Here is a 26,878-nt window from a genome sequence, read left to right as displayed (position 1 = left end):
CTGCAGCGACTAACCGCGCGCTTCCGTTTCGTTTTGCGTCCGACGCGTTCCGCGGTTCGGTCTGGCTGTCCGCATGATCGAAGACACCGCCAATACCATCGACACCATTGCCGCGCCGGCCACCGCTCCGGGCACGGCGGCGATCGCCGTGGTGCGGGTCAGCGGGCCTGATTGCGCCCAGCTCGCCCAGGCCATTTTCCGCGCCTCGCTCCGCCCCCGCCAAACCAGCCACCGCGCCTACCGCGATACCGCCGGCAGCGTAGTCGACGATGTGCTCGTGACCTACTTCGCCGGCCCCCAATCCTACACCGGAGAAGACGTGCTGGAGATTTCCACGCACGGCAACCCGCTCATCGCTCAACTCGTTCTGGATGATTTATTTAAACGAGGTTGTCGCGCCGCTGACGCCGGCGAATTCACCCGCCGCGCTTTCCTGAACGGCCGCCTGGATTTGAGTCAGGCCGAGGCCGTCATGGACCTCATCCACGCCCGTAGCGCCCGCGCCATTGCGGCAGCAAATCAACAGCTCCGCGGCAGCCTTGGCCAGCACCTTACCCGCCTCACCGACGAGCTTCTGCTAGGCCTCGCTCGCGTGGAGGCCTACATCGATTTTCCCGAGGAAGATTTGCCTGACGAAGACCGCGTCATCGTGGTCGATATCCTCAACAGTGTTCTACGTGGAACACAGCAGCTCCTCGCCACCCATCGCTACGGTGACCTGCTCCGCGAAGGTATCAAGACGGTCATCCTCGGCGAACCCAACGCCGGCAAGAGCTCCCTCCTCAACGCCCTCCTTGGCCGCGAACGCGCCCTGGTGAGTGACGAGCCCGGCACCACCCGCGACTACTTGGAGGAAACGGTCATGGTGGGTCCGCACTGCCTACGCCTCATCGACACCGCCGGACTCAACCCCACCCCCGGCACCGTCGAAGCGCTGGGCATTCAAAAGACTTACGAGCGCATCGAAGAGGCCGACCTCGCCCTGCTCGTGCTGGATGCCAACCACCCTGCCCCACCTCTGTCCGCCGAAGTTGCCCATCGCCTCAACCCGAACACCACCTTGGTCGTGCTAAACAAGGTTGACCTACTGCAAGGCCAGCCGCCAGTGGCCGAGGCGCCGGACGAACTCCCCGCCCTCCCCCTCTCCACCCGCACCCGTGAGGGCCTGACCACGCTCGAGCAACGCATCACCGAAATCGCCGACCGCTTCCGACCCGGCGACGCCGGCGACCAGATCGCGATCAACGCCCGCCATGCCGACGCCCTGCGCCGCGCCACGGATTGCCTCGAAACCGCCTTGGCCAACCTCCGCTCTTCCGGCCCCACCGAACTGCTGGCCAGCGATCTGCGTGGCGTGGTGGACGCCTTTGGTGAAATCGGCGGCCGGATCGACAACGAGGCCATGCTGGACCGCCTTTTCGCGACCTTTTGCATAGGTAAATAGATGCTATTCAATAGCTTACCATACGACGTTATCATTTGCGGTGGCGGTCACGCCGGCTGCGAGGCCGCCCTGGCCGCTGCCCGCATGGGCGCCAACACCCTCCTCCTCACCGGAAACATCGACACGGTCGCCGCCATGAGCTGCAACCCCGCCATCGGTGGTCAAGCCAAGGGCCAGATGGTGCGCGAGATCGATGCCCTGGGTGGCGAGATGGGCATCAACACCGACCTGACCGCCATTCAGTTCCGCCTGCTCAATGAATCCAAGGGACTCGCCGTGCAGTCCCCTCGCGCCCAATCCGACAAGAAGGCCTACCAATTTCGGATGAAGCACACCCTGGAGCTGCAGCCCAACCTGCAGCTCTTCCAAGCCACCGTGACTGGGCTTACCTTCGCCAAAGACCGCGTCACCGGCGTGCAAACCAATCTGGACCTCGAATTCGCCGCGCACACCGTCGTCGTCACCACCGGCACCTTCCTGCGCGGCCTCATGCACATCGGCACCAACAAAAACGAAGGCGGCCGCATGGGGGATTTTTCCGCCAAAACCCTCTCTGCATCCTTCGAACAGGCCGGAATTGAGCTCCAACGCCTCAAAACCGGCACACCTCCGCGGCTGCTGGGCCGTAGCTTGGACTTCAGCAAGATGACTGAGCAGCGTGGCGACGAGGCTCCGACCTGCTTTGCATTCCACGAAACCCGCCAGGACGAGCACTTGTTCCACGTGGAACAAACCGGCGAGGATCGCCTCGGGTGGCAGCCCGGCACCAACCAGGTTTCGTGCTGGATGACCTACACGACCGAGGAAACCGCCCAGATCGTGCGGGACAACCTCGCCAAGTCCGCCATGTATTCGGGTGAGATCCAAGGCACGGGTCCCCGGTATTGTCCCAGTATCGAGGATAAGTTTGTCCGTTTCGCCGATAAACCGCGTCATTTGCTGTTTCTCGAGCCCGAAGGCCGCTCGACCAACGAGTATTACATCAACGGCCTCTCCACCTCGTTGCCGTTCGATGTGCAGATGGCCATGGTGCGATCCGTGCCCGGCCTCGAGCAGGCCCAGTTGCTACGCCCGGCCTATGCGGTCGAGTATGACTTTGCGCCGCCTACGCAGCTTTTCCCATCCCTGGAGTCCAAGAAGGTGGAAAACCTGTTTTTTGCGGGCCAAATCAACGGCACTTCGGGCTACGAAGAGGCCGCCGCCCAAGGCCTGATCGCGGGTGTGAACGCGGTGCATAAGGCGAGGGGAGAGCCGCCGCTCGTGATTGGCCGCGCCGAAGGCTACATCGGCGTGCTCATCGACGATCTCGTCACCAAGGGCACCAAGGAGCCGTATCGCATGTTCACCAGTCGGGCCGAACACCGCCTGCTCTTTAACCACGGCAGCGCCGAAAACCGCATGCTGCCACACGCCCGCGAACACGGGCTGGTTTCGCCCGCTCGACTCGCGCGCATGGAGGCCAAAGTCGCCACCGTCGATCACTGGATTGAGTGGTTTGAATCCAAGCGACCCGGGGGAGGGCAGGGGACTTTTGGCGATCGCATTCGCCGCGCATCGCAGGGCGACGGCGAGTGGCCGGAGCTGCCGACCGACTTCCAAAACCTGCCGACTGAATCGCGCCAAGAGGTGCTCTACCGCGTCAGCTACAAGGGCTACCTGGAGCGCGAACAGCGCCAAATCGCCAAGCTCGCCAACATCGAGAAAGTCCAGATTCCCGTCGGTCTCGATTACCTCCAAATCAAAGGCCTGCGCCACGAAAGTGCGCAAAAGCTCGCCGAGACCCAACCCTTTACGCTTGGCCAGGCCAGCCGCATCAGTGGCGTTAACCCCTCTGATATCAGCATCTTACTAATCTTTATCGAGGCGCAGCGCCGCCGGAAGCCGCCTGCCTGAATACTTTTCGCAACATCTTTGCGCATGTTGTAACAATTGTGAAACGGGAGGAGATTCGACTAGGACGACGCCCCGCGAAGAGGTAAACACGCCAAAATGTCCGAGAACTCTCGCAAGAAAATCCTGGTTGTAGACGACGAGTCTGATGTCGCCGATTTGGTCGCCTATCACCTCAAGGCAAAGGGCTTCGCGGTGGAGACCGTCAACGACCCGACGCAGAGCATCGGCATTGCACGCTCCATGCTGCCCGACCTCGTCATCCTCGATGTGATGATGCCCGAGATCAACGGCATCCAGATCTGCCGCATGCTGCGGGCGGATCCCAAGCTGAAGCAGGTGCCCGTCATTTTCCTGACCGCCAAAGTCGAAGAAAACGACCGCGTCCAGGGCCTCGAGACCGGCGCCGACGACTACATCTGCAAGCCTTTCAGCACCAAGGAACTCGTCCTGCGCGTGCAGAACATCCTGCGCCGCACCTCCGAAAAGCCGGTCGACGCGCAGCCCAAGCTCATCGCCGGCGCCATCGAACTCGATGCCGAGCGCCACGAGGTGAAAATCAACGGCGACGTCGTTGAGCTCACCGCGACCGAATTTAAGCTGCTTCACCTCCTGATGGAGCGCCGCGGCCGGGTCCAAACCCGCGAGCACCTCCTGATCAACGTCTGGAACTACGAGACTGAGATCGAGACCCGCACCGTCGACACCCACGTTCGCCGCCTCCGCGAGAAATTGGGCGAAGAAGCCGAATGGATTGAAACGATCCGCGGCGTCGGCTACCGCATGGCAGAACGCCGGGCCCAGGAGTCATCCGCTTAAAAGCGACGATTCTCTCGCGGTCGTCGGTGTCGCTCCGCTTCACCGTGCCGCCCCGTCTCGCTCCGCATGCTCACCACCGTCACCCTCGCGCTCGCTGTCGTCGTCCTGCTGCTGTGGCGTAAACTGGTTCGACACCGCAACGCGTTGCGCAGCCTGCAAGCCTCGCTCGAGCGCCGACAGCCCTTTCTCCGCGACGAACATCCCGGCACCCTCGACCGCGACTGGGACCGCTTTTGCCAGGTGAGCAACGCCCTGATCCTGAAGGTCGGCGAACTCGAGCAACAGCAGTCCAGCCAGATCACCCAACTCGAGGCGACCCTGGGCAGCCTGCAGGAGGCCGTGCTGCTGGTGGACAACCACAACCATATCCTACTGGCTAACAAAGCCTTGCAGGACATCTTCCCCAAGGCGACCAACATCATCGATCAGCGGCTGGAGGTCGTCCTCCACAGCGTGGCCTTCCTCAACTACGTCGATGCCGTGCGCAAGGGCAGGGCAGAGCCGCAGCACGCCATCGAATTTGACGAAGATCAGGACACCCGCTGGGTCGAAGTCACCGGCAGCACCATTCCCGCCCTCGACGGCGGCAAAGGGAAGTGGGCGCTCTTCGTGCTCCACGACATCACCCGCCAGAAACGCCTCGAGTTGGTCCGCAAGGAATTTGTCGCCAACGTCTCCCACGAACTCCGCACCCCGCTCAGTGTGATCAAGGGCTACGTCGAAACCCTTGTCGACGGCCATCACGAGATGGAGCTCGCCGACCGCACCCGCTTCCTCGCCACCATTCACCGCCACACCGAGCGTCTGAATTCCCTGCTGGAGGACCTGCTCACGCTCTCACGCCTCGAATCGATCAATCCCGGACTGCAGCGGGAATCCACCTCTCTGCAGTCCCTCGTCGGCGGTATTCTCGAGGATTACCGGGGTCGCCCCGCCGCCGAGCACCACCAGATCGATGGCGACATCGACCCCGCAATCGAGCCCCTCCTGATCGACCCGCTGAAACTCACCCAGGTGTTCGAAAACCTCCTCGATAACGCCCTCAAATACACCCCGGCCGGCTCGCGCATCGCGGTCTCGGCCAAGCGGCGCACCAGCGAGATCGAGATCCTCGTCGCCGACACCGGCCAGGGCATCCCCGAGGCCGATCTGCCGCACATTTTTGAGCGTTTTTACCGGGTAGAAAAAGGCCGCTCCCGCGACAAGGGCGGCACCGGCCTCGGCCTGAGCATCGTAAAACACATTATCCAGCTCCACGGCGGACGCGTGAGCGTCGACAGCACGGTGGGGCAGGGGACCACGTTCATTCTCACCCTCCCGGCCGGTAAAACGACCCACGAGTGACCCACTCCCGCCGACGCGCAGTCGCCGGCGGCCTCCGCTTGACGCTTGCCCCGCTGCGCGCGGCCCCTTTTACCCGCGCCCATGCCGATCGAAGAGGCCCAAGCCATCCAACACCAGCGCCTGACCGCCCTGCGCGACACGCTCACCCGCGTGCCGCTGGACCATCCCGCGCTGACCCTGGAAATCGGCTGCGGCCACGGACACTTCATGGCCGCCTACGCCGAGGCCCATCCCGATGAGCACTGCATCGCGATCGACATCATCAAAGAGCGCCTCGAGAAGGCCGACCGCAAAACCACCCGCGCCGGCCTGCAAAACGTCACGTGGCTGCGCGCCGCCGCCGAGGATTTATTAGAAGCGCTGCCCTCCGGGACTCGCTTCACCCGCAACGTCCTCGTGCTCTTCCCCGATCCCTGGCCGAAGCGCCGCCACTGGAAAAACCGCCTCATCCAGGGCCCGTTCCTCTCGCGCCTCGCACAACTCTGCGCTCCCGGTTGCCAACTCTGTTTCCGCACCGACCACGCCCCGTATTTCGAAGTCGCCCACGAAGTCGTCGCCGCCCACCCCGATTGGCAGCTCCAGCCCGGCGCGCCCTGGCCGTTTGAGCAGCGCACCGTCTTCGAAGCACGCGCCCCCAGCTTCCAATCGTTGGTGGCTGTGCGCGCCGCGCCGCCGTCGGCAGAGTAGGGGAGGGCACCGCCACTTCCGCCCGACACCCCGTTTCGTCCCTTTCCCGAACCGTCCGGCCCGTTAGCTCAGTGACAGGGAAACTTGCAAGGGTTTCAGAGGTTGACGGACCTCCGGGGGATCCCCTACCACCTCTCTTTCTCGTCCTTACTTGCACCGCTAATACCTCCATGTTCCGGGTATCCAAACTCCGCAATTTTGCCCTCCTTCTTGCAACCGCCGCCACGGCGTTTGCTGCTGGTGACGGTGCCGGTGTGTCGCCGCGTGCTGAGCCGCTTTTCTTCAACGGCACCTTCACCAACGCCATCATCACCGCCTGGGCTTTCACCGGTGTCATCATCCTCCTCTTGATGTGGATGGTCGGCAAACCGTCCATTCGCCCCTCCAAGGGTCAAGCCGTCATGGAGGCGCTCATCACCGGTCTGCGTGACCTCTTCGAGCCCATCGTCGGCAAGAAGGCCTTCCCGGCCGCCTTCCCGCTGCTCGCCACGCTCTTCATCTTTATTCTGGTGAACAACTGGATGGGCCTCATCCCCGGCGTCGGCACCATCGGCTGGCACGGCCATGACGCCGCCGGCCACGAGCACTTCACGCCGCTCATCCGTCCCTTCACCTCCGACTTCAACGGCACCATCGCGCTCGCGCTGCTCTCGTTCGGCGCCTGGGCAATCATTGTCTTTAAGTATGCGGGCCCCAAGGTCCTCTTCATCGACCTCTTCGGCAACAAGGCCGATAAAGCCGAGACCCCCGGCTGGCTCTACCCGATCCTGACCCTCGTGTTCCTCATCGTGGGCTGCATCGAAGTCTTCTCCATCTTCATCCGTCCCTTCACCCTCTCGGTGCGTCTCTTCGGCAACATCTTTGGTGGTGAGAACCTGCTCCACGGCACCGGCTTCTTCTTTGTGTTCTACTTCATGGAGATGTTGGTCGGCCTCATTCAGGCGACGGTCTTCACGCTCCTGAGCGCGGTTTACATCGGCCTCATCTGCAATCACGGCGACGATCACGACCACGAGGAGGGTCACGCCGAGGCCCACTAAGCTTTCCCCAATTTACCGTCGGGAGCATGCCAAGAGCGTGCACGGCGGCAACTGCAACCAAACCTCCAAACCCAACACATCATCATGATCCTCGCTGAAATCTCTGGCAACATCGCCTCTGGTCTCGGTCTGCTCGGCGCCGCTATCGGCGTGGGCCTCATCGGCTACAAGGCGGCTGAAGCCGTCGGCCGCAACCCGGGCGCTTCCGGTAAGATCCTCGTTCAGGCCATTATCGGTATGGCTCTCGCCGAAGGTCTCGGCATCCTCGCCCTCTTCCTCGCGAAATAAGCTAGGTTTTTGTTTTACCTCATCGGTCGCGTTTTCGACCGGCCGGTGAGGTCCCCCCTTTTCATTCCGTCTCCTCAACTTCCTCTCGTTATGCTGAACAACCTCATCCTCGCCGCCGCCGAAGCCGGTGCCACCCAAGGCGTGTTGGAGAAATTCGGACTCGGTGACTTCGGTATCGAAGGACGCTACATCGTCCTGCAGCTGATCGGCTTCCTGATCTTCTTTGCAGTCGTATACTTCAAAATCATCAAGCCCGTCATCGGCACGATGGAAGAGCGTCAGGAAAAAATCGACGCCGGCATCAAGCATGCCGAGGAGATGAAGACCAAACTCGACGCCGCCCAGGTGGAGAGCGCCGAGATCATCAAGACCGCCCAGGGCGAAGCCTCCAAGATCATCGATGAGGCCCGCCAATCCGCCAAGGCCTTCATGGAGAAGCAAACCCAGGAAGCCACCACCAAGGCGCAGGAGATCATCACCAAGGCGCAGCACGCCACCGAGCTCGAGCACCGCAAGATGATCGCCGAAGCTCGCGGCGAGATCGCCCGCCTCGTCGTCGCCACCACCCGCCAGGTGCTGGCCAAGGAACTCTCCGACGACGAGCGCAAGCGTTACAACGACGCCGCCGCCAAGGAGCTCACCGTCGCCTAAGCTGACTCGATCTCAGCATTTTCTAATTTCAGCGTTTCCGCTTTTCCCCCGTGGCCACCTCCAAACAAACCACCGAACTCGCCAAGCAGCTCACCCAGCTGAGCCTTGGTTCCGACGGCGCGGTCGATCCCGAGCGTGTCGCCGGTGTGCTGGCTTATCTTGAAAAGCACCCGCCCGCCCAACCGCTGGCCGTGCTCAAGATCTACCACCGCCGCATCGCCCAGGAACTCGCCAAGACCAACGCCGTCGTGGAACACGCCGGCGACGTCTCCGAGTCCGTCCTCGGTGCCATCGGTGGCGCGCTCACCCAGAAATACAAGCGCCACGTCTCCGCGACCGCCAAGCGCAACGACGACCTCATCGCCGGCCTGCGCGTGCGCATCGGCGACGATGTTTACGAATCCACCGTCGCCGGCCAACTCGACGCCCTCGCCGCTTCGGTCTGACCCCACCCCTTTTTCAACAATCCAAACTCCTTAAACCGCAACCGCGCCCCGCGCAGCCATGAGCACCGTCCTCGAACAAATCGAATCCCAGATCGCCAACCTCTCCAACAAGGCGGTCAAAAAGAACACCGGCAGCATTCGCACCGTCGCCGACGGCGTGGCCAAGATCGATGGCCTCTCCGACGTGATGTATAACGAAATGGTGACCTTCCCCGGCGGCGTCACCGGCATCGCCCTCAACTTGGAAGAAGATGAGGTCGGCTGCGTGGTTCTCGGCGACGTCTCCCAACTCAAGGAAGGCGACGAGGTCCTCACCACCGGCAAGCTCCTTTCCGTTCCTGTCGGCAAGGCCCTGCTCGGCCGCACGGTCGACGCCCTCGGCAACCCGGTCGACGGCAAAGGCCCGATCGACGCCAAGGAAACCTTCCCCGTCGAACGCATCGCTCCCGGCATCATCGCCCGCAAGTCGGTCGACCAGCCCCTCTTCACCGGCATCCAGGCCATCGACTCCATGATTCCGATCGGTCGCGGCCAGCGTGAGCTCATCATCGGCGACCGCGGCACCGGTAAGACCACCATCGCGATCGATACGATCATCAACCAGGCCAAGATCAACAAGGTCGGCCTCGAGTCCGGCGACCCGAAGTTCCGACCGGTCTACTCCATCTACGTCGCGGTTGGTCAGAAGAACTCCAACATCGTGCGCACCCTCGCCGCCCTCGAAGCCGCCGGTGCCCTCGAATACACCGTGATCGTCGCCGCTCCGGCCGCCGACAATCCGGCCAACCAATACCTCGCCCCCTTCTCCGGCGCCGCCATCGGCGAGTGGTTCATGGAAAACGACATGGACGCGCTCATCGTCTATGACGACCTCTCCAAACACGCCGTGGCCTACCGCCAGATCTCCCTCATCCTCAAGCGCCCCTCCGGTCGCGAGGCTTACCCGGGTGACGTTTTCTATCTCCACAGCCGCCTCCTCGAGCGCGCCGCGCGCCTCAACGGCAAGGGCTCCCTCACCGCCCTCCCGATCATTGAGACCCAAGCCGGCGACGTGTCCGCCTACATTCCGACCAACGTGATTTCCATCACCGACGGTCAGATCTTCCTCGAGACCGACCTCTTCAACCAGGGTATCCGCCCGGCCGTTTCCGTCGGTCTGTCCGTGTCCCGTGTGGGTTCCGCCGCGCAGATCAAGGCCACCAAGCAGGTCGGTGGTAAACTCAAGGGTGAGCTCGCCCAGTTCCGCGAACTCGCCGCCTTCGCTCAGTTTGGCTCCGACCTCGACGCCAAAACCAAGGCCCAGCTCGACCGCGGTAACCGCATCGTCGAACTCTTCAAGCAGCCTGCCTTCAACCCGATTCCGATCGAGCAACAGGTCGTCACCCTCTGGGCCCTCCAGAAGGACTACTACGCCAAGATCGACACCGCCAAGGTGCAGGCTTCCGCCGAGTCCCTCCGTGAGTTCTTCGCCACCCGCAAGGATGCGCTCCTCACCAAGATTCGCGAGACGGCCAAACTCACCGACGAGATCGAAGCCGAACTCAAGACCGCCTGCGACGAGTGGGCCAGCAGCCAAGGCTAAAAACCAGTAGCCAGCATCGAGTAGCGAGTAGCGAGCATCGTCAGAAAAATTCCCGACTCTCCAACCTACTCGCTACCCACTACTCTCTACCCGCTACTTCATTCCCATGGCCTCCACCCGCGACATCCGCCGACGCATCAAGTCGGTCAAAAATACTCGCCAGATTACCAAGGCGATGGAGTTGGTCGCTGCGTCGAAGATGAAGAAGGCTCAGGCCGCCGCCACTGCTGGCCGGCCCTACGCCGTCCTCATGGCCGACATGCTCGCCTCCCTCGCCGACAAGGTCGACGGCAGCCTCCATCCCTTCCTCCAGCCCCGCGAGGTGAAGACCCGCGGCATCCTGCTCATCACCACCGACAAGGGCCTCTGCGGTCCGCTCAACGCCAACCTCTTTAAGCTGGTCGGCGAGATCAAAGGCGACGCCAAGTTCGTCGTCTCCGGTCGCAAGGGCGCCCAGTTCCTCGCGCGCAGCAAGCGCAACGTCGTCGCCGACTTCGGCATCCACGACAAGGTGCCCTTCGCCGAGATCAAGGCCATGGGCGACTTCATGATCGACCTCTTCCTCAAGGGTGAGATCGACACCATCGAAGTCATTTACCCGCGCTTCAAAAACACCCTCGTGCAGGAGCCGACCCATCGCCCGCTGTTGCCGTTGAACAACCTCAAGGAGTTCGTCTCCCACTTGTCCGACGACCACTCCGACGACCGCGCCAAGGAGTTCGCCGACGAACGGCTGATGATCTTCGAGCCCGACGCCCAGACCGTCCTCGAAGCTCTCCTGCCGTTCTACGTGAAGCGTTACCTCTACCAGGTCGCGCTCTCCACCAAGGCTTCCGAGCACAGCGCCCGTATGGTCGCGATGAAGACCGCCAAGGACAACGCCACCAGCCTCCTCGACGATCTCACCCTGCAATACAACAAGGCCCGTCAGGCCGCCATCACTCAGGAAATTCTCGAAATCGCCGCCGCCCAATTCACCGCGGCCTGATCCCGTCTGTTCCGTTCCAACCCTTCCGCCATCCGCCCCGATCCCGTTCCCTTTCACGAAATGAATACCGGCAAAATCGTCCAAGTTATCGGCCCCGTCGTCGACGTGCAGTTCGCCGAGAACAGCATCCCGCCCATCTACCAAGCCCTCACCGTTGAGTTTGTCGTCGATGGCAAATCCGAGTTGCTCACCCTCGAGGTGCAGCAGCACTTGGGTAACGGCATCGCCCGCTCCATCGCCATGTCCTCCTCCGAGGGCCTCAAGCGTGGCATGACCGCCACCGACACCGGCGCCCCCATCTCCGTCCCGGTGGGCGAGGGCGTGCTCGGTCGCATCTTCGACGTCACCGGCGCTCCCGTGGACGGCCGCGGCGAAGTCCCGCACGAGAAGAAGTATCCCATTCACCGTCAGCCGCCGGCCCTGGTCGACCAGGACACCGAGGAGCAGATCCTCGAGACCGGCATCAAGGTCATCGACCTCATCGCCCCGTTCTCCAAGGGCGGAAAGGTGGGCGCCTTCGGTGGTGCCGGCGTCGGTAAGACCGTCGTCATCATGGAGCTCATCAACAACATCGCCAAGGCCCACGGTGGTTACTCCGTGTTCGCCGGGGTGGGTGAGCGTTCCCGTGAAGGTAATGACCTCTACCACGAAATGTCCGACGCGGGCGTCATCAACCAGGAGGACATCTCCAAGTCCAAGGTGGCTCTCGTTTACGGTCAGATGAACGAGCCGCCCGGTGCCCGTATGCGCGTCGCACTCTCGGCCCTCGCCATGACCGAATACTTCCGCGACGAGAAGAACCAGGACGTGCTCCTCTTCGTCGATAACATCTTCCGTTTCTCCCAGGCCGGTTCCGAGGTGTCCGCGCTGCTCGGTCGCTCCCCCTCCGCGGTGGGTTACCAGCCGACTCTCTCCAACGAGATGGGCCTCCTCCAGGAGCGCATCACCTCGACCAAGAAGGGTTCCATCACCTCCTTCCAGGCGGTTTACGTCCCGGCCGACGACCTTACCGACCCGGCCCCGGCCAATACCTTTGCTCACTTGGACTCCACCATCGTGTTGGAACGCGCCATCGCCGAGCTCGGTATTTACCCGGCCGTGGATCCGCTCGCCTCCGTGTCGAAGGCCCTCGAGCCCAACGTGGTCGGCCAGGAGCACTACCAGGTCGCCCGCGAGGTGCAGCGCGTCCTCCAGCGCTACAAGGACCTGCAGGACATCATCGCGATTCTCGGTCTCGATGAGCTCTCCCCCGAGGACAAGCTCACCGTCTACCGCGCCCGCAAGATCCAGCGCTTCCTCTCCCAGCCCTTCCACGTGGCCGAGGTCTTCACCGGCTCGCCGGGCAAGTATGTCTCGGTCAAGGACACCGTCCGCGGCTTCAAGATGATCCTCGATGGCGAACTCGACGACATCCCCGAGGGCGACTTCTACATGAAGGGCTCCATCGACGAGGTGCTCGAAGGCGCCGGTAAGAAATAATTCAGTAGCGAGGAGACAGTAGCGAGTAGCGAGCATCCGGCATCATACCGCACGGCATCCTCCACCCACCTACTCACTACTCTTTAGCCGCTACTCACTACTTCACACTCATGTCTCTGACTCTCGAAATCGTCACCCCCGAAGCCCGGGTCTACTCCGACACCGTCGACAACGTGGTCATTCCCACCGTCGAAGGTGAAATCGGCGTCCTCCCGGGTCACCTTCCGCTGCTTTCCCAAGTGGCCGACGGTGAACTGCGGGTGACCAAAGGCACCGCCACCGAGGCGCTCGTCATCGGTGACGGTTTTGTCCAAGTCCAAGGCGACAAGATCTCCATCTTGGCCGAACACGCTATCGAGGAGAAGGCCATCGACGAAGACGCCGCCGAGAAAGCCATGCAACGCGCCCAGCTCGCGCTGAAGGAAGCCAAAGAAACCAATCTGGATCCCGCCGAAGTGGAACGACTTGAAAGCGTCGTCCGCTTCTCCGTCGCCCAGCTCGGCCTCAAACGCCGCCGCCGCTAAGCCGAAGCCTCAACGGCCAAATCGCCACCACCATGCGATTTGGCCGGAATTATGCTGCAAAAGGGGCAACGTAACAATTCTCGGCTACCGTCTATTTGTTTGCATCAGTAACGAGAATCATCTGACTTGCCCCTCCCGCGATCATCATAATTTCATCCTCGCTCCGCAGCAGTTCCTAATACCACACCATGAAATTCATCCGACTCCTCACTCAGGGCCTCCTGATCAGCATGCTGATCAGTGCAGTCGCTTTTGCCCAAACGGTTACACTCACCGCTGCCCAACGCGCCGCCATCCGCGCGGGTGGTGCCCAAGGTAAAGCCGCTGTTCAACAAGCTCTCGCCGCTGCCGGCGTGAACTTGACCGACGCCGCCGCTGTTCAAGCCGCCGTGGCCGACATCGTCGCCGACGTTTCCAGCGACGGTGGCACCGAAGTTGTCACCGCCGACATCGTCCAAGTCGTCGCCGCTACGGTGACCGAAGCCGTGACCGAAACCGTCGCCGCCACTCCTGGAGGTAATGTCGCTGCAATCGCCCAAGCCGCGGCCGCTGGTGCCACTCAAGGCGCAGTGGTCGCCGCCGCCAATTCGGGCGGTGACAGCGTATCCGTTGCCGCTGCCGCGTCCTCTGGTGCCACTTCTGGTGCCACCCAGGCAGCCACTAACACCGGAAGTGACGTCCAAGCTGTAACTTCCGCCGCATCTTCCGGCGCCCAGCAAGGTGCCCAAGAAGCTGCCGAACAAACCGGCCAAGACTCTCAGGCCATTGCCGACGCCGCCTCCCAAGGTTCCACCGGAGGTGACAGCGGTGATTCCGGTGACAGCGGTGATTCCGGTGACAGCGGTGATTCCGGCGACGCTCCAGCCGACGAAGCTCCGGCTGAGGAAACCGGCGACACCGAAACTCCTGACATTCCGGAGGAGGTTGAAACTCCCGAGGTTCCCGAGAACCCGACCGACGTCGCCAGCCCGTCCACCTGATCCGGCTCTGCGCCTCACCTAGAACTTTCTCAGCGCACCTCATTACGAGGTGCGCTTTTTTGTGCCTACTTCACACACTCGATTGACATTGAAACTGAGTCTCAGTCGACTTCGCCGACCCTTATGAAACAGGATCTCAAATCGACTCGCCTCCCTCTCTGCCAGCTCGGCGCTGGCGAATCAGGCCTGGTTTGTGAACTCCAAGGGGAGGGCACCTTTAAACAGCGCGTGCGCGAACTCGGGTTCGGTGAATCCGCCACGGTCAAAAAGATCTCCGGCCGCTCCACCATCATCTGCCAAGTCAACGGCACCCGTATCGCCCTCAGCCACGACGCCGCCCGCCGCATCCTGATCTCCGTCGGCTCCCTGCCGATGTCCGCCTGAGTCTTCGACCCCGGCCCAGCGTCTCTCCCCGGGACCCTTCGCTCCCGCGACTCTTTCCGCCGCCCTTCGCATGTCCGACACCGTTTCCCTCTCCAGCCTGGCCACCGGCGCCACTGCCGTCGTCCGCGCCTACCCACTCTCGGGTAACGCCTTTCTGCGCCTGCGAGAAATGGGCATGCTCCCTGGCACCTCCTTCACTCTGCTTCGCCGTGCCCCCTTGGGCGATCCGATCGAAATCAAGCTTCGTGGCTACAACCTGACCCTGCGTAAGACCGAAGCCGACCACATCATGGTCGAGGCCACCTCCGCCTGACCGGACTTCCCAGCGCCCAGGATATGAATCTGCCCGAGCACGTTAAAACACCTTCCCGCACCCCGGTGTATGCCTTTGTCGGCAACCCCAACTGCGGCAAATCCACCCTTTTCAACGCGCTCACCGGCCTGAAGCAGAAGGTCGGCAACTACCCGGGCGTGACCGTCGAACGCAAAGTCGGCACCGCCTACTCCCAGCACGGTCACCCCATGACCGTCATCGACCTGCCGGGCGCCTACTCCCTGGCCGCCCGCTCACCCGACGAAGCCGTCACCCGCGACGTGCTCCTCGGCCGCCGCGCCGACACCCAGATGCCCGACCGCATCGTTTGCATCGTCGATGGCTCCAACCTCGAGCGAAACCTCTACCTCGTTCACCAGATCCTGGATCTCGGCCGCCCGGTCATTCTCGTCGTCAACATGATCGACGTCGCGACCAACGCCGGTCTGCAGATCCGCTTCGACCATCTGGAAAAGGAACTCGGTATCCCCGTCATCCCCGCCCAGGCCTCGCGCGGCCACGGGCTCATCGAGCTCAAACTCGCCATGAGCCGCTCCGACCTGCCGCTGCCCAAACACCGCTGGAGCGTCCCCGCCGCCATCGCCCCCGCCGTCGCCGAACTGCAGGCCTCCCTCCAAGACGCCGACAAAAAACCCCCGCTCATCGCCCGCGCCGAAGCCCTGCTGCTGCTCACCGACCCGGATCCCGTGCGCGTGACCGGCTCCCAACCCCTCAGCCCGCGCACCGCCGCCATCCTCCAGCAATGGACGAAACGCTGGCAGGACGACGGCACCGACTGGTCCGGAAGCCTCGTGGGGGCCCGCTACGACGCCATCGGCAAACTCACCGCCGAATCCGTCAAATCCGCTGCCTCCGTCGCGCCTCAAAACGTTTCCGATCGGATCGACGCCATCGTCACCCACGGCTTCTGGGGCTGGGCCGTCCTCGGCTCGATCATGACGCTGCTCTTCCTGAGCATTTTCACCCTCGCCGAGTATCCCATGGGACTCATCGAGTCCGCCGTCGCCGCCATGGCCGACGGCGTCAAAGCCGCCATGCCGCCCGGCGACCTGCGCGACCTCATCACCGACGGCGCCATCGCCGGCGTCGGCGGCGTGGTGATCTTCCTCCCACAGATTCTCATCCTCTTCTTTTTCATCGGCCTCCTCGAAAGCACCGGCTACATGGCTCGGGCCGCCTTCATCATGGACCGCCTCATGAGCCGCGTGGGGCTGAACGGTAAATCCTTCATCCCGCTGCTCAGCTCCTACGCCTGCGCCATTCCCGGCATCATGGCCACCCGCACCATCGAGGACCACAAGGACCGTCTCGTCACCATTCTCGTGGCACCCTTCATGAGCTGCTCCGCCCGCCTGCCGGTTTACCTGCTCATGATCGCCGCCCTCGTGCCGTCGCGCGAAGTGCCCATCCTCACCAAGGTGGGCCTCATGTTGCTGATGTATGGCCTCGGCACCTGCGGCGCCTTTGCTTTCGCCTGGCTCTTCAAGCGCACCCTGCTCAAGGGCGAACCGCCGCTCATGATCATGGAGCTGCCGCCTTACCGCCTGCCGCGAGTGAAAGACGTCGCCCTGCAAATGGCCGAGCGCGGCGGCATCTTCCTCAAACGCGCCGGCACCATCATCCTCGCCATCTCCATCGTGCTCTGGGCCCTCACCGCCTACCCCAAGGCCGGCGAAGACGCCACGCCCAGCGAACAGATCGCCCAAAGTTTCGCCGGTCAGGCCGGCCACGTCATCGAACCCGCCATCGAGCCCCTCGGCTTTAACTGGCAGATCGGCATCGGCCTCATCTCCTCCTTCGCCGCCCGCGAAGTATTCGTCAGTGCGACGAGTGTCGTCTTCAACGTCGAGGAAGACGAAGAGAACACCGAACCCTTGCTCCAAGCCCTCCGTTCCGCCACCTGGCCGGACGGCCGCCCGCTATTCACTCCGCTGGTCTGCCTCACCCTCATGGTGTTCTACGTGTTCGCCATGCAGTGCGTCAGCACCGTCGCCATCGTGAAACGCGAAACCAATTCCTGGCGCTGGCCGCTCTTTCAGATCGGTTACCAAACCGGCTTCGCTTGGATTTTGTGCCTGATCATTTACCAGACCGGCACCGCCCTCGGTTTCTGAGGTCCCAACGTTTCTCATGTTCGACCTTCCCTGGCAGTCCCTCGTCGCCCCCCTGATCGTGCTCCTCGCGATCGGCTACCTGGCGTTTTCCTACCTCAGCAAACGACGGCAGGGTGGGGTGGGCTGCGCCAGCGGCGGCAGCTGTGCCTGCCCGCAGCCGAAACTCAAACTGCCCCCGCACCTGCAACCCCGCCGCTGATCCGGGGGGGCCGCGGGATTCACGGTTTCAGCAACTCGACCTCAAACACGAGGCCGGAGTTCGGCGGAATCGGACCATACGCGGATCCGCCGTAACCCAAGCGTGGCGGGATAAACAGGATCGCCCGCCCACCCGGCAGCATCTGCTGCAGGCCCGACGACACCCCCGGGATCATCTGGCCGATGCGCGCCTCGGTGGGTTTGTCTTCCCGCTGCACTTCCGTGCCGTCCTTCAGCCGCACGCGGTATTTAAATTTCACATACGCTCCCGGATACGGCTTCGCGCCACTGCCGCTCTCGAGGTGCAGGATGCCCAGCCCGGAATCGGTCCAGGCAATGCCTTCGGCCAGCGCCTCCTCGCCAAACAATTCCAGCCGCTCGTCGCGCACCGCTTGTTCGGCCGCCACGCGCGCCGCTTCGCGCTCAGCCGCGATCCGCGCATTGCGCTGATCCGCATACCACCACACGCCGGCCGCCGCGGCGACCAAGAGCACTATCGCTACAATCGTTCCTTTCATCGTTCTGCCGGGGGTCTCACTTCTTCCATTAAACCGACCAAATTGCCTTCCGGATCCCGCAAAAACCCGATCCACAAATCGTGATCCGGCATCGGGGCCGCCATCGCCGGCGCCCGCTCGTTGACCGCGCCCTTCGCCACCATCGCTGCGTGCGTCTCCACGATTTGCTCGACCTTAAAATACAGCGCCGAGTTTTTCCCCGGCGCTCCGTGCCCCTGCGGCACACTCAGCATCACCCGCACCGCCCCCGCTTGCAAAAAGGCGAGGTTCGGACCCGCCGCGAACAGGAACCGCAGTCCCAACACGTCGCGATAAAACGCCGTCGCCGCCGCCAAATCGGCCACCGTGATCGCGACCTGGCCGAGTTCAGGCGCAGACGGGGTAGGGGAGGTCTCGGCGTCGGCCATGGGAGATCGCTAGGGGATTTCCGGTTGGGCTTCGAGAATCAATCCCCGCTCGGCTCAGGGTTGTAGGCGACGGGAACCCGCGCGATCACATCAACCGGTTTACCGTCGATCACCGGCGGCACAAAGCCCCAGTCGGCCACCGCATGGACCGCGGCGTAGCCGAAGGCTTCATCGGTGGTCTCCACCACGCGCGGCAGGAGCACGAGGCCACTGCGGCTGATGATGAACTCCACCATGGCCTTGGCCGGTTGACCTTTCCGCTGCAGCTCCGGGGGAACCGTGGGAGCACGCTGCGCGACCGGCCGCGGCATCTTGTCGAGATCCTTCAGGCCCGGCAAAGAGTCTGGCTTGCGGCTGAGCACCTTGATGATCCGGCGCATCTCGTCGGTGTAGGGCGCATCGCTCCGGTCGGAGGAGAGATAAAAATCGAACTCCATTTTGAGGATGGCCCCGCAAGGCGTCCCGTCGTCCAGTTTGGCCGGCTTGAACCGGAAAGTCTCCGCGGCGGCCACGGCCGCGCCTTGGAAGTCGGGATCGCCGTCTGGCTCGGCTTGGGTTTGGATGACCTGCCCGGTGGGCGAGACCATGAAACTCACCGTCACTTTGCCGTAGCGCTTTTCCAGCAGGGCTTGGCGGGGGTAAACCGGCGGGCTGTAGTCGACCAGCACGGGGGCATCGTCCCAGCGAAACTTGCGCGGGATCGTCTCGGGGAACTCGCGCGGTCGTTTCACCTTCCAGCCGAGGTTTTGGGGTTCACCGGTAATATTAAAGATGATCGGGACCTGCATGCGCACGTCCACCGCGCGGCCGTCCTTCCGGCCGGGTTCGAAGCGCCACCGCTCGACAGCGTCGATCGCGGCCTGCCGGAAGCTCGGATGCGAGGCCTTGACGGCATAGGCCGCGCCGACGCGTCCATCGGACTGGACAATAAAGGCAACGATCACCTGACCCGTGATTCCCAGGCGATGCATCGCAAAAGGATAGATGGGCTTCTGCTGGCGCGTGACCTTGGGCTGCACGTCCAGCTCCGCTGGATCGCGGTCCTGAGCCCTTGCAGGGACTCCGGAGAGGAGGAGGAAGAAAGCGGTGCCGGCCAGGAACCCCGCGATTTTATGTGGTGAACACCATGACCCAAATCGCTGAAAGATCATGACTTGAGCCGAGCGGGTTCCTTGAGGGCACGCAAGCTCCGCGCGGCGTAGTTTAGCGGGTATTCACGGCGTCACCGGTCGACGTTGCCGCGGCTTTGGCCCCCCGCTTTTGCCGCGGGCCCTGAGCGAACTCCTCGCCCGCCGCGTCCGCCGGCGACTCACTCCACCCGAAACACCACCGGCAACTTCGCCACGACATCGACCGCTTCACCGTCGCGCAGCGGCGCGGCATAGCGCCAGTTGCTGACCGCGTGAATCGCCGCCGCGCCCAACGCAGGATCCGTAGCCTCCAGCACTTTGGGCAAACGCACAAAACCCTTCCGATCGATCACCACCTCCAACAGCACTTCGCCCCCCTTTCCCTCTTTGAGCAACTGCGGCGGCGTCTTCGGCGGGCGCTGCGACAACGGCTCAGGCAAACCATCCAATTCCGTCAGGTCCGCGAATCGGTCCTTACCTCGCTTCAACTGCTTGAGCACCCGTATGGTGTCGCGCGAAACCGGCGCATCGGATCGCGAGTTCGTCGTGAAGTTAAACTCCATGTTCAGGATCGCGCCGCACGGCTTCCACTCCCGCCGCGCCGGTTTAAACCGAAACGTCTCCACTGCCGCGATCGCCGCCTGCATCAGGTCCGGATCCCCGTCCTCCGCCGGCAGCGCGGTGAGCACGCGCCCCTGTTCATCGATCGCAAACTTCACCCGCACCTTGCCCTTGCGGCCGTCCATCAGCGCCGCCCGCGGATACACCGGCGCGGCATAACTCACCAACTCCGGCGCCGTGTCCCAGCGAAAGACCTCCGGCACCGATTCCGGCCAGGGCCCTAGGTTTTTCGAAATCGTCCAACGGTCGCGCGCCTTCTTTCCGTCGATCCGGAACATGATCGGCACCTGCAACTCCGCATCGATCGGCAACCCGTTTTTGATCGCCGGCGAAAAGACCCAATCCAGCGCCGCATCCACCGCCGCTTCATCCAAACCCGGATTGGTCGAGCGCAACACGTGCACCTGATCCACGACTCCCGTCTTCCGCACCAAGAGGCGCAGCACGACCGTGCCATCGTCGCCGATCCGCCGCATCGCGTAGGGATACTCCGGCTTGCGTTGCTTGAGCGGCTGCGGCGCGACGTCCCACGGCGCTTGCTTCACTTGGAGCTCGGGCGGCGGGACATGGGATGCTCCCACCGCATCGACCGAGTCCTTCACCTTGGGTAACGCTATCGCCAGCTTCTTCCGCGCCTCGGCGCGCGCAGCGGCACCGGGATCATCTGGCAGGAGGTTAAAAATCACCGGCACCTGCATGCGCGTGTTGACCACCTGACCGTCCTTCTGGCCGGGCTCAAATTTCCACTGCGCCACGGCCACCACCGCCGCCTCGCCAAACTCCGGGTGCGTCGCCCGCACCGCGTAGGGCGACCGCACCTTGCCCTGTTTATCCACGATAAAACCCACGATCGCATTTCCCATGATCCCTGCTTCGCGCAGTTCCAGAGGATAAACGGGACTCGCCTGGGACGTCGGCACCGGCTGCTGCTCCAGGTCGCTCAAATCAAACAACCCATCCGGCTTCCACTCCTCCTCCTCCATCCCTGGTGCCTTTGCCGCCGGCGCGGGAGCATCCGGCACGATGTTAAAATAGAGCGGCACCTGCATACGCGTGTTCACCACCCGACCGCCCACCCGGCCCGGCTCAAATTTCCACTGCGACACGGCCGCCACCCCGGCCTCACCAAACTCCGGGTGCGTCGCCCGTATCGCGTAGGCCGACCGCACCTTGCCATGCGAGTCCACGATAAAACCGACAATCGCGTTCCCCGTGATCCCTGCTACGCGTAGTTCCATCGGGTAAACGGGCCTCGCCTGAAACGTCGGCACCGGCGGCTGCTCCAGGTTGCCCAAATCAAACAACCCATCCGGCTTCCACGCCGCCTCCTCCTTGGTCACCTCCCACTTCCCGTCGACCGCCCCCGCTTCCTCTTGGGCGCCCAACGCACACCACAGTCCGACTCCCACACTCAGCCCAGTCATCCATCGCAACCGTTTTTCCATATTCAGCAGCCAACGGAACTCAACGGGTTGCCACAATTCCGAACCGCTCCGCCCGCGCCTGCCGGTTGACGCATCGCCCCCTTTGACCTCAGCGTCTCCCGCATTCCCGTGAGCGACCCGACACCCAGTCCGGATTCCAGCGACGCCGCCGCATCCCCGCAGGCGAAACCAACCGCTGACATCGCACCCTCTCCCGATCCGATCCGCCCCCATCGCCGCCACTGGGGTCGCATCCTGCGCTACTGGGGTCGCTCCACCGTGCGCGCCGTGCAGATCGATTGGTTCCCCGGCCGCCGCCTCTTCCGCCGCCCGCAACGTTCGACCCTCATCGCCGACGCCAAGGCCGGCTTCAACGTCGCCATCCTCGGCTTCCCCCAGAGCATCGCCTTCTCGCTCATCGCCGGCGTGCCCGCCCTCATGGGTCTGGTGAGCTGCGCCGTCGCCGCCATCGTCGGCCCCTTCTTCAGCGGCACCCGCTTCATCTGCCTCGGGCCCACCAACGCCACCGCCATCCTGCTGCTCACCGGCGTCGCCTCCACCGGCCTGCCCGAAGAAACCCGCGCCCTCGCCGTGCCGCTCTTCGTCGTGCTGGTGGGCGTCTTCCTCGTGCTCGGCGCGATCGCCCGCGCGTCATTGCTGATCAACTACATCTCGCGCTCGGTCATCACCGGTTACATCACCGCCGCCGCCGCGCTCATTTTCGTCAACCAGATCCAAAACATCCTCGGCGTGCGCACCGCCGGCGCCTCGACCTTTGTCGGCATCATCGCCGCCACCGTGCGCCAGCTCCCGCAGACCCACTGGCCCGAGCTCGCCATGGCCGCCGGCACCCTCGCCATCAACCTCGGCCTCATGCGCTGGGTGCGCTTCCTGCCCAACATCGCCGGCACCCTCCTGCTCACCGCCGTGATGGGCATCGGGTTCCGCTATGTCGGTTGGGACATCGCCTACCTGCAGACCTTCGACCTCGGCAACCTGCGCTTTTTCCCCGGCACCTTCGACTACCAGCTCATCGGTGACCTCGCCGCCCCCGCGCTCGCGCTCGCCTTTGTCTCCATCCTCGAGGGCTCCTCCATCGGCAAGACCCTCGCCTCCCGCGCCGGCCATCGCTTCGTCGTCAACCAGGAGATGTATGCCATGGGCATGGCCAACATCACCAGCGGCCTCTGCGGCGGCATGAACGCCTCCGGCTCACTCACGCGCTCCGTGCTCTCCGACACCTCCGGCGCCCGCTCCCCCTTGGCCAATGTCTACGGCGGCATCATCGTGGCCGTGATGCTCTTCAGCATCGGGCCGCTCATTCACTTCATCCCCAAGGCCGCCCTCGCCGTGCTCGTCATGGGCATCGCCTGCTCGCTCATCAACCGCCGCAACCTCCTGCTGGCGCTGCGCACCACCCACTCCGACACCGTCGTCTTCATCGTCACCTTCAGCTCGGCCCTGCTGCTCACCATCGACGCCGCCATCTACCTCGGCGCCTTCACGTCGATCATGCTCTTCCTCAAAAAGGCCGGCCAACCCGAGCTCTCCGAATACAACTTCAACCAGGACGGCCAACTCGCCGAGCTGCCCACGCCCGATCGCCGCAACGTGCCCGGCATCTCCATCCTGCACGCCGAGGGCGACCTCTTCTTTGGTTCCACCGAGATCTTCTCCCAACAGATCCGCGAAGTCATCCGCGACCCGTCCCTCAAGGTCATCATCCTGCGCCTCAAAAACGCCCGCAACCTCGACGCCTCCGCCGCCATCGCCATCGAGGAACTGCACGACTTCCTCAAAAAATCCAAACGCCAGCTCATCGTCTCCGGTGCTGGCCGCGAGGTCACCCGCGTGCTGCGCAACTCCGGTTTCATCGCGCGCCTCGGCGAGGAGAACTTCTTCCGCGAGGTGCCCACCAACCCGACCCTCTCCACCCGCGACGCCCTCAAGCGCGCCACCGAGGTGCTCGGCCGCCGCGACGCCGAGATCCGCATCTTCGTCGACCAGTCCCGCAAAAAGAAAGAGTCCGACGACTGAACGTCGTCGGACCCTGTATCAGAACCAAAACTACGCGCGCGCTGACCGCGCTGCGGCTCAGACCGGCTGGCGACCCAGCGTGCCGACCAGCGAGGCGAGGTAATCGTCGCTGCTCACGCGGGCCAACTCGGCCTCGGCTTCGCACAACTTGGCGGTGAGGCCCATGCGCTCCGCCACGTCTTCGCTGCGCGGATTGTCGATCACCAGTCGGAGCGACTCGATGTGACGCTCCCAGAGACCGACATCCCACTTCTGCTTGGACGCGAGACGGGCCTTATACCAGTCGGTCTCCACCAGCGCTTCGCGGCTGAACATCGAACGCACTTCCGGCGCGTCGAGTCCATGGCCGTTCCAGTTGCCCTTGGCCATGATGTGCAACAGCGCTTCCAGCGGCGGGCAGGCATCGGCGATCGTGCCGTCGTCGAAGTAGGCCTGGGCCACGCGCTCGTGGGTCACGCAGATGTTCTCCATGCCGTCGGCAAAGAGATCCATGTCCTGCAGCTCGGGCCTCAGCATGTCGTCGGTGAAGACCACGTGCGGATGGTTGAACACGCGACCGAAGAAGGTGCGGGCAAACTTCGCCGTGATGCGGTAGCCGAGGCGGCTCGAGAGCACCTTCTCGCCGTTGTGCTCCATGTCTTCGCACTTCTCGAGGTAGAGGTGATCGATGAGGAACTGCGGATCGCGCTCCTCGGGCGTCATGCGGCACCACACTTCCGGGATGAGCAGACTCACGTCGTGATCGACGCGCATCTTCGGACCCACGTAACCGGCCGCCGACACAAACACCGGGTGACCGGTGAGCAGCAGCGAAACCAGCGCGGCATTGAGATCGTAGATCGCCGGCAGGCAGTTGAACGGACCCTTCGTCAGCGCGCCTTCCGAACCGGCACCGGTGGTCGACGGGGACTTGCCGGTCATCGAGCTGATGAACTCGAGGAACAGCTCCGGCAGTTCGAAGTAGTGAATCGGGTTAAACACCGCCAGCGCGCGAATGCCCGCCTTCACATCCGGCGGGTTGTTGCGACGGCCCGGGACCACCGCATCGACCGGCGTGTAAACCGCGGCGTCGGCGGCGACGCGGCGATGCAGGCGCGTGGCCATCTTCGCCAGGTGCGCCGACTTCGGATCGACGAGGTCGGGGCGCATCTGCAGGTAGCGCGGGTTCTTGGTCGGCTTGCCGTCCACGATGCGCGGATGCGCCGGCGAAACGAAGTAGGAGGCACCGTCGGGAGCCGTGGCGGCTTCCTTGATCAACTTCTTCACCGGAGCGGTCCACTTGTCGAAGTTGACGGCATCGGCCACCAGCTCCTTGGCGTCTTCGCGCGTCAGCGGTTCGAAGTTGGAGATGAAGTTGCCCGGGCCGGCGAGGTCGCGCTCGGCCTGCTTGTCGTAACCGCGATGGATCGCGTCGTCGGGGCGCTGGAAGAGACGGGTCTCGCAGTTCTCGACAAACTTTTCCGAGAGACGGGTGCTGCCGGCGGCGCGGTCCGGCAACTGATCGGCCGGCACCACCACGGAGGCCGTGATGTCGTCTTCCATCTGCACCTTGGCGGCGGGATGGAAGTCCTCGCGCAGACCGAAGACACGCCACGAACCGTCGTCGCGGAAACCGACGCGCAGGTAGCTCGCGCTCAGCTTGCGGTTGTCGCACTTCAGCTCGTTGCCCGGCGTGCCATTGATGATGTCCACCGAGAAGTGGCTGCGCCAGTCATCGCCCCAGTCGGCCTGGTAGTAGCGCTTCACCACGAAGACGATTTCCTTCAGGTATTGCGGGATGACCTTCAGCCAGTCGTTGAACTCTTCGGAGAAGTCGTTCGACGGGGTGAGCAGTTTGATCACCGAGCCGAGCGAACGCTCGGGGCTCAGGATCGGGCGGTGATCCTTGCCGCGGCGGGCGGGATCGGCGAAGCGCTCGTGATACGGATGATCGAGCAGCTCCTGCACGCGCTTCATGTCGCGCTCGAAGTCGGCGACAAACACCGTGCCGGGCAGAATGGCGTCGGAGATCGCCTTGGAGATTTCCGATTTGCCGCCGCCCGAAACCGTGCAGGGCTTGTGGCACAGCGTGCCCTCGGCGACCGTGCCGACGAGGTTCCAGGTCGTCTGACCCGGGGGCTGCTCCAGCTCCACCTTGTAGCCCGACGGACGCACGTAAGTGATGCCGGCGCGCAGGGGCAGAGTGCGGGTCTCGCCGTCATCGCCCGTCCACACCACCGTCTGGGTGGGCAGGTCGAAACGCACGTCTTCCGGCACGTAGTAGATTGACGGATACTCCTTATCGACCGCGTAGCCCTCGGGCTTCACGTCGATGAGGTCGCTGTATTTCTCGACCACCTCGGCAAAGGAGTGACCGCGCGACTTCACGTGCACGCTGCCGGCGAATTCCTCACCCAGGTCGTAGGACGGGTAAACCAACGCACCACCGGCGTGCTCCTCTTCGGCGACACCGTAGAGATTGGCGGCGTAACCGATCTGGGTCTTCACCTCCTTCTTGCAGTAGCCGAAGTAGTTGTCGGCGATGAGCGTCACCACCACACCGCGGGCGTCGCGGGCGCACAGCTTGAAGGCCGAGCCGTCGTTGTAGAGTTCGCTCTCGTCCTTCCAGCACATGCCGTCGCGGCGTTGGCGCGGGGTGGCGAGGTCGTAGTGGGGGAGACCGAGCAGGATCTTCGGCACGCTCACGAGATGCGGAGCGAGGATCACGCAGCCGGTGTGGCCGGTCCAACCGTCGATATCGAGCGCGGCATCGTTCTCCGGCAGGTAGGGGTCGCCACCGTTGCCGAAGATCGACTCCACAAAGTCCAGATTGGCCACCAACGAACCCGGCACGAAGAAACGCGTCTCCATGCGCTTGGCGCGGGTGAAGCCCTTCACCTCCGGCACCACCAGCGGGCGCAGCATGAGCGACACCCAGGCCGAGGCCGGCGTCTCCCAATCGGCCGAGTAGGGCACCCGCATAATATCGGCGGGGGCCTTGAAAGCCATCTCGAGCAGTTTGGCAAAAGCCTGCTTCGGCGTCGCCTTCTTGTCTTCCGGCACCGGCAGTCCGCCCTCGGCGATGTGAAACACACCCTTGGTTGTGCGTCGATCGCTGGCCGGGTTGTGCAACACGCCGTTGCGCAGACGGAAGCTCGAGAGCAACGGCGACTCCGTCGCGTCACCGCGATCCGGCAGCGACAGCTCGCGCGCCAGGCCCGGCTGGTCGAGGACCAGCGTGCGCAGGGGCAGGGAAGGGGGATCGCCTAGCTCCGCCAGATACTGGTTGATGAAGTGCTGGATGCGTCCATCCACCGGCGCATAACGCTCCACCATCTGGCGCGTCATCTCCCGGTGGCGGGAGAAAATGGGGTCAGCAAGCTCAGTCAACGCCTGCGACCCACCACTGGGGCCCGTCGGGCAACCCAGTAGCCCCAGTCGCAGGGCGATAGCTTGACGTAGTTCCTCAGGCGATGGCGGACGTTTGGTCGATGTCATGCTTGCCGAGGACGCTAGAGACATTGCACGCCTCCCGTCCAACCCATGCTTTCAAAAAGAGATGACTCACCG

The 26,878-nt window shown here is 63.5% G+C and carries 24 protein-coding genes; 19 read left to right on the top strand and 5 right to left on the bottom strand.

Annotation, left to right across the window (positions count from 1 at the left end):
- The first annotated feature begins 73 nt into the window (after window positions 1–73).
- From mnmE to K1X11_RS14925, 18 genes are all read left to right on the top strand, one after another.
- Complete coding sequence (gene mnmE, locus K1X11_RS15010) at window positions 74–1,444, top strand: tRNA uridine-5-carboxymethylaminomethyl(34) synthesis GTPase MnmE (protein WP_221031630.1); 1,371 nt, start codon at window positions 74–76, stop codon at window positions 1,442–1,444.
- Window positions 1,445–3,337: a tRNA uridine-5-carboxymethylaminomethyl(34) synthesis enzyme MnmG gene (gene mnmG, locus K1X11_RS15005; protein ID WP_221031629.1), complete on the top strand. Its 1,893-nt coding sequence runs from the start codon at window positions 1,445–1,447 to the stop codon at window positions 3,335–3,337. It begins immediately after the preceding gene.
- A gap of 96 nt (window positions 3,338–3,433) precedes the next feature.
- On the top strand, window positions 3,434–4,153 hold the full coding sequence (locus tag K1X11_RS15000; RefSeq protein WP_221031628.1) for a response regulator: 720 nt from the start codon (window positions 3,434–3,436) through the stop codon (window positions 4,151–4,153).
- Window positions 4,154–4,219: 66 nt separating this feature from the next.
- Complete coding sequence (locus K1X11_RS14995) at window positions 4,220–5,497, top strand: sensor histidine kinase (protein WP_221031627.1); 1,278 nt, start codon at window positions 4,220–4,222, stop codon at window positions 5,495–5,497.
- 81 nt (window positions 5,498–5,578) lie between these two features.
- Window positions 5,579–6,184, top strand: a complete 606-nt coding sequence (gene trmB, locus K1X11_RS14990) for a tRNA (guanine(46)-N(7))-methyltransferase TrmB (RefSeq protein ID WP_221031626.1) — start codon at window positions 5,579–5,581, stop codon at window positions 6,182–6,184.
- A 170-nt stretch (window positions 6,185–6,354) separates the two neighbouring features.
- The gene (locus K1X11_RS14985; RefSeq protein WP_221031625.1) at window positions 6,355–7,224 is read left to right on the top strand and encodes a F0F1 ATP synthase subunit A; all 870 of its coding nucleotides are present in this window, start codon (window positions 6,355–6,357) and stop codon (window positions 7,222–7,224) included.
- 84 nt (window positions 7,225–7,308) lie between these two features.
- Window positions 7,309–7,512 (top strand): ATP synthase F0 subunit C, encoded by a 204-nt coding sequence (locus K1X11_RS14980; protein WP_225919503.1) that lies wholly within the window; start codon window positions 7,309–7,311, stop codon window positions 7,510–7,512.
- A 90-nt stretch (window positions 7,513–7,602) separates the two neighbouring features.
- The gene (gene atpF, locus K1X11_RS14975; protein ID WP_221031624.1) at window positions 7,603–8,163 is read left to right on the top strand and encodes a F0F1 ATP synthase subunit B; all 561 of its coding nucleotides are present in this window, start codon (window positions 7,603–7,605) and stop codon (window positions 8,161–8,163) included.
- Window positions 8,164–8,213: 50 nt separating this feature from the next.
- Window positions 8,214–8,609: a F0F1 ATP synthase subunit delta gene (locus K1X11_RS14970; protein WP_221031623.1), complete on the top strand. Its 396-nt coding sequence runs from the start codon at window positions 8,214–8,216 to the stop codon at window positions 8,607–8,609.
- Between the two features lie 58 nt (window positions 8,610–8,667).
- On the top strand, window positions 8,668–10,191 hold the full coding sequence (atpA, locus tag K1X11_RS14965) for a F0F1 ATP synthase subunit alpha (protein ID WP_221031622.1): 1,524 nt from the start codon (window positions 8,668–8,670) through the stop codon (window positions 10,189–10,191).
- Between the two features lie 106 nt (window positions 10,192–10,297).
- On the top strand, window positions 10,298–11,179 hold the full coding sequence (gene atpG / locus K1X11_RS14960; protein ID WP_221031621.1) for an ATP synthase F1 subunit gamma: 882 nt from the start codon (window positions 10,298–10,300) through the stop codon (window positions 11,177–11,179).
- A 60-nt stretch (window positions 11,180–11,239) separates the two neighbouring features.
- Window positions 11,240–12,658 carry a F0F1 ATP synthase subunit beta gene (gene atpD, locus K1X11_RS14955; RefSeq protein WP_221031620.1) on the top strand — a complete coding sequence of 473 codons (1,419 nt, stop codon included), beginning with the start codon at window positions 11,240–11,242 and terminating at the stop codon, window positions 12,656–12,658.
- Window positions 12,659–12,768: 110 nt separating this feature from the next.
- Window positions 12,769–13,182, top strand: coding sequence for an ATP synthase F1 subunit epsilon (gene atpC / locus K1X11_RS14950; protein ID WP_221031619.1), 414 nt, complete (start codon window positions 12,769–12,771; stop codon window positions 13,180–13,182).
- Window positions 13,183–13,370: 188 nt separating this feature from the next.
- The gene (locus tag K1X11_RS14945) at window positions 13,371–14,162 is read left to right on the top strand and encodes a hypothetical protein (RefSeq protein WP_221031618.1); all 792 of its coding nucleotides are present in this window, start codon (window positions 13,371–13,373) and stop codon (window positions 14,160–14,162) included.
- A 123-nt stretch (window positions 14,163–14,285) separates the two neighbouring features.
- Window positions 14,286–14,546 carry a FeoA family protein gene (locus tag K1X11_RS14940; RefSeq protein ID WP_221031617.1) on the top strand — a complete coding sequence of 87 codons (261 nt, stop codon included), beginning with the start codon at window positions 14,286–14,288 and terminating at the stop codon, window positions 14,544–14,546.
- Window positions 14,547–14,616: 70 nt separating this feature from the next.
- A complete protein-coding gene (locus tag K1X11_RS14935) occupies window positions 14,617–14,859 on the top strand; it encodes a FeoA family protein (RefSeq protein WP_221031616.1) in 243 nt (80 codons plus the stop codon).
- A 23-nt stretch (window positions 14,860–14,882) separates the two neighbouring features.
- Window positions 14,883–16,994: a ferrous iron transport protein B gene (gene feoB / locus K1X11_RS14930; protein WP_221031615.1), complete on the top strand. Its 2,112-nt coding sequence runs from the start codon at window positions 14,883–14,885 to the stop codon at window positions 16,992–16,994.
- Window positions 16,995–17,010: 16 nt separating this feature from the next.
- Complete coding sequence (locus K1X11_RS14925) at window positions 17,011–17,193, top strand: hypothetical protein (protein WP_221031614.1); 183 nt, start codon at window positions 17,011–17,013, stop codon at window positions 17,191–17,193.
- A 19-nt stretch (window positions 17,194–17,212) separates the two neighbouring features.
- Here the strand turns inward: K1X11_RS14925 and K1X11_RS14920 are convergent, their stop codons facing one another.
- The 4 genes from K1X11_RS14920 to K1X11_RS14905 form a co-directional block, all read right to left on the bottom strand.
- Window positions 17,213–17,710, bottom strand: a complete 498-nt coding sequence (locus K1X11_RS14920) for an FKBP-type peptidyl-prolyl cis-trans isomerase (protein WP_221031613.1) — start codon at window positions 17,708–17,710, stop codon at window positions 17,213–17,215.
- The gene (locus tag K1X11_RS14915; RefSeq protein WP_221031612.1) at window positions 17,707–18,117 is read right to left on the bottom strand and encodes a VOC family protein; all 411 of its coding nucleotides are present in this window, start codon (window positions 18,115–18,117) and stop codon (window positions 17,707–17,709) included. Before K1X11_RS14915 ends, K1X11_RS14920 begins: the two co-directional genes overlap by 4 nt.
- Before the next feature lie 38 nt (window positions 18,118–18,155).
- Window positions 18,156–19,268, bottom strand: a complete 1,113-nt coding sequence (locus tag K1X11_RS14910) for a TonB family protein (protein ID WP_221031611.1) — start codon at window positions 19,266–19,268, stop codon at window positions 18,156–18,158.
- A gap of 158 nt (window positions 19,269–19,426) precedes the next feature.
- Window positions 19,427–21,313, bottom strand: coding sequence for a TonB family protein (locus tag K1X11_RS14905; RefSeq protein WP_324725994.1), 1,887 nt, complete (start codon window positions 21,311–21,313; stop codon window positions 19,427–19,429).
- A 108-nt stretch (window positions 21,314–21,421) separates the two neighbouring features.
- Between K1X11_RS14905 and K1X11_RS14900 the strand changes: the two genes are divergently transcribed.
- Window positions 21,422–23,329, top strand: a complete 1,908-nt coding sequence (locus K1X11_RS14900; RefSeq protein WP_221031609.1) for a SulP family inorganic anion transporter — start codon at window positions 21,422–21,424, stop codon at window positions 23,327–23,329.
- Between the two features lie 57 nt (window positions 23,330–23,386).
- Here K1X11_RS14900 and K1X11_RS14895 read toward each other — a convergent pair whose 3' ends face one another.
- Window positions 23,387–26,830: a PPi-type phosphoenolpyruvate carboxykinase family protein gene (locus K1X11_RS14895; RefSeq protein ID WP_425503760.1), complete on the bottom strand. Its 3,444-nt coding sequence runs from the start codon at window positions 26,828–26,830 to the stop codon at window positions 23,387–23,389.
- Between the last annotated feature and the right edge of the window lie 48 nt (window positions 26,831–26,878).

The sequence above is a fragment of the Actomonas aquatica genome, from assembly GCF_019679435.2.
GTDB lineage: Bacteria > Verrucomicrobiota > Verrucomicrobiia > Opitutales > Opitutaceae > Actomonas > Actomonas aquatica.
This window is presented reverse-complemented; position numbering and strand designations above follow the sequence as displayed.

Coding starts and splice junctions, on each gene's coding strand:
- mnmE (WP_221031630.1), top strand. CDS start 74: ATGATCGAAGACACCGCCAATACCATCGACACCATTGCCGCGCCGGCC.
- mnmG (WP_221031629.1), top strand. CDS start 1,445: ATGCTATTCAATAGCTTACCATACGACGTTATCATTTGCGGTGGCGGT.
- K1X11_RS15000 (WP_221031628.1), top strand. CDS start 3,434: ATGTCCGAGAACTCTCGCAAGAAAATCCTGGTTGTAGACGACGAGTCT.
- K1X11_RS14995 (WP_221031627.1), top strand. CDS start 4,220: ATGCTCACCACCGTCACCCTCGCGCTCGCTGTCGTCGTCCTGCTGCTG.
- trmB (WP_221031626.1), top strand. CDS start 5,579: ATGCCGATCGAAGAGGCCCAAGCCATCCAACACCAGCGCCTGACCGCC.
- K1X11_RS14985 (WP_221031625.1), top strand. CDS start 6,355: ATGTTCCGGGTATCCAAACTCCGCAATTTTGCCCTCCTTCTTGCAACC.
- K1X11_RS14980 (WP_225919503.1), top strand. CDS start 7,309: ATGATCCTCGCTGAAATCTCTGGCAACATCGCCTCTGGTCTCGGTCTG.
- atpF (WP_221031624.1), top strand. CDS start 7,603: ATGCTGAACAACCTCATCCTCGCCGCCGCCGAAGCCGGTGCCACCCAA.
- atpA (WP_221031622.1), top strand. CDS start 8,668: ATGAGCACCGTCCTCGAACAAATCGAATCCCAGATCGCCAACCTCTCC.
- atpG (WP_221031621.1), top strand. CDS start 10,298: ATGGCCTCCACCCGCGACATCCGCCGACGCATCAAGTCGGTCAAAAAT.
- atpD (WP_221031620.1), top strand. CDS start 11,240: ATGAATACCGGCAAAATCGTCCAAGTTATCGGCCCCGTCGTCGACGTG.
- atpC (WP_221031619.1), top strand. CDS start 12,769: ATGTCTCTGACTCTCGAAATCGTCACCCCCGAAGCCCGGGTCTACTCC.
- K1X11_RS14945 (WP_221031618.1), top strand. CDS start 13,371: ATGAAATTCATCCGACTCCTCACTCAGGGCCTCCTGATCAGCATGCTG.
- K1X11_RS14940 (WP_221031617.1), top strand. CDS start 14,286: ATGAAACAGGATCTCAAATCGACTCGCCTCCCTCTCTGCCAGCTCGGC.
- K1X11_RS14935 (WP_221031616.1), top strand. CDS start 14,617: ATGTCCGACACCGTTTCCCTCTCCAGCCTGGCCACCGGCGCCACTGCC.
- feoB (WP_221031615.1), top strand. CDS start 14,883: ATGAATCTGCCCGAGCACGTTAAAACACCTTCCCGCACCCCGGTGTAT.
- K1X11_RS14925 (WP_221031614.1), top strand. CDS start 17,011: ATGTTCGACCTTCCCTGGCAGTCCCTCGTCGCCCCCCTGATCGTGCTC.
- K1X11_RS14920 (WP_221031613.1), bottom strand. CDS start 17,710: ATGAAAGGAACGATTGTAGCGATAGTGCTCTTGGTCGCCGCGGCGGCC.
- K1X11_RS14915 (WP_221031612.1), bottom strand. CDS start 18,117: ATGGCCGACGCCGAGACCTCCCCTACCCCGTCTGCGCCTGAACTCGGC.
- K1X11_RS14910 (WP_221031611.1), bottom strand. CDS start 19,268: ATGATCTTTCAGCGATTTGGGTCATGGTGTTCACCACATAAAATCGCG.
- K1X11_RS14905 (WP_324725994.1), bottom strand. CDS start 21,313: ATGGAAAAACGGTTGCGATGGATGACTGGGCTGAGTGTGGGAGTCGGA.
- K1X11_RS14895 (WP_425503760.1), bottom strand. CDS start 26,830: ATGTCTCTAGCGTCCTCGGCAAGCATGACATCGACCAAACGTCCGCCA.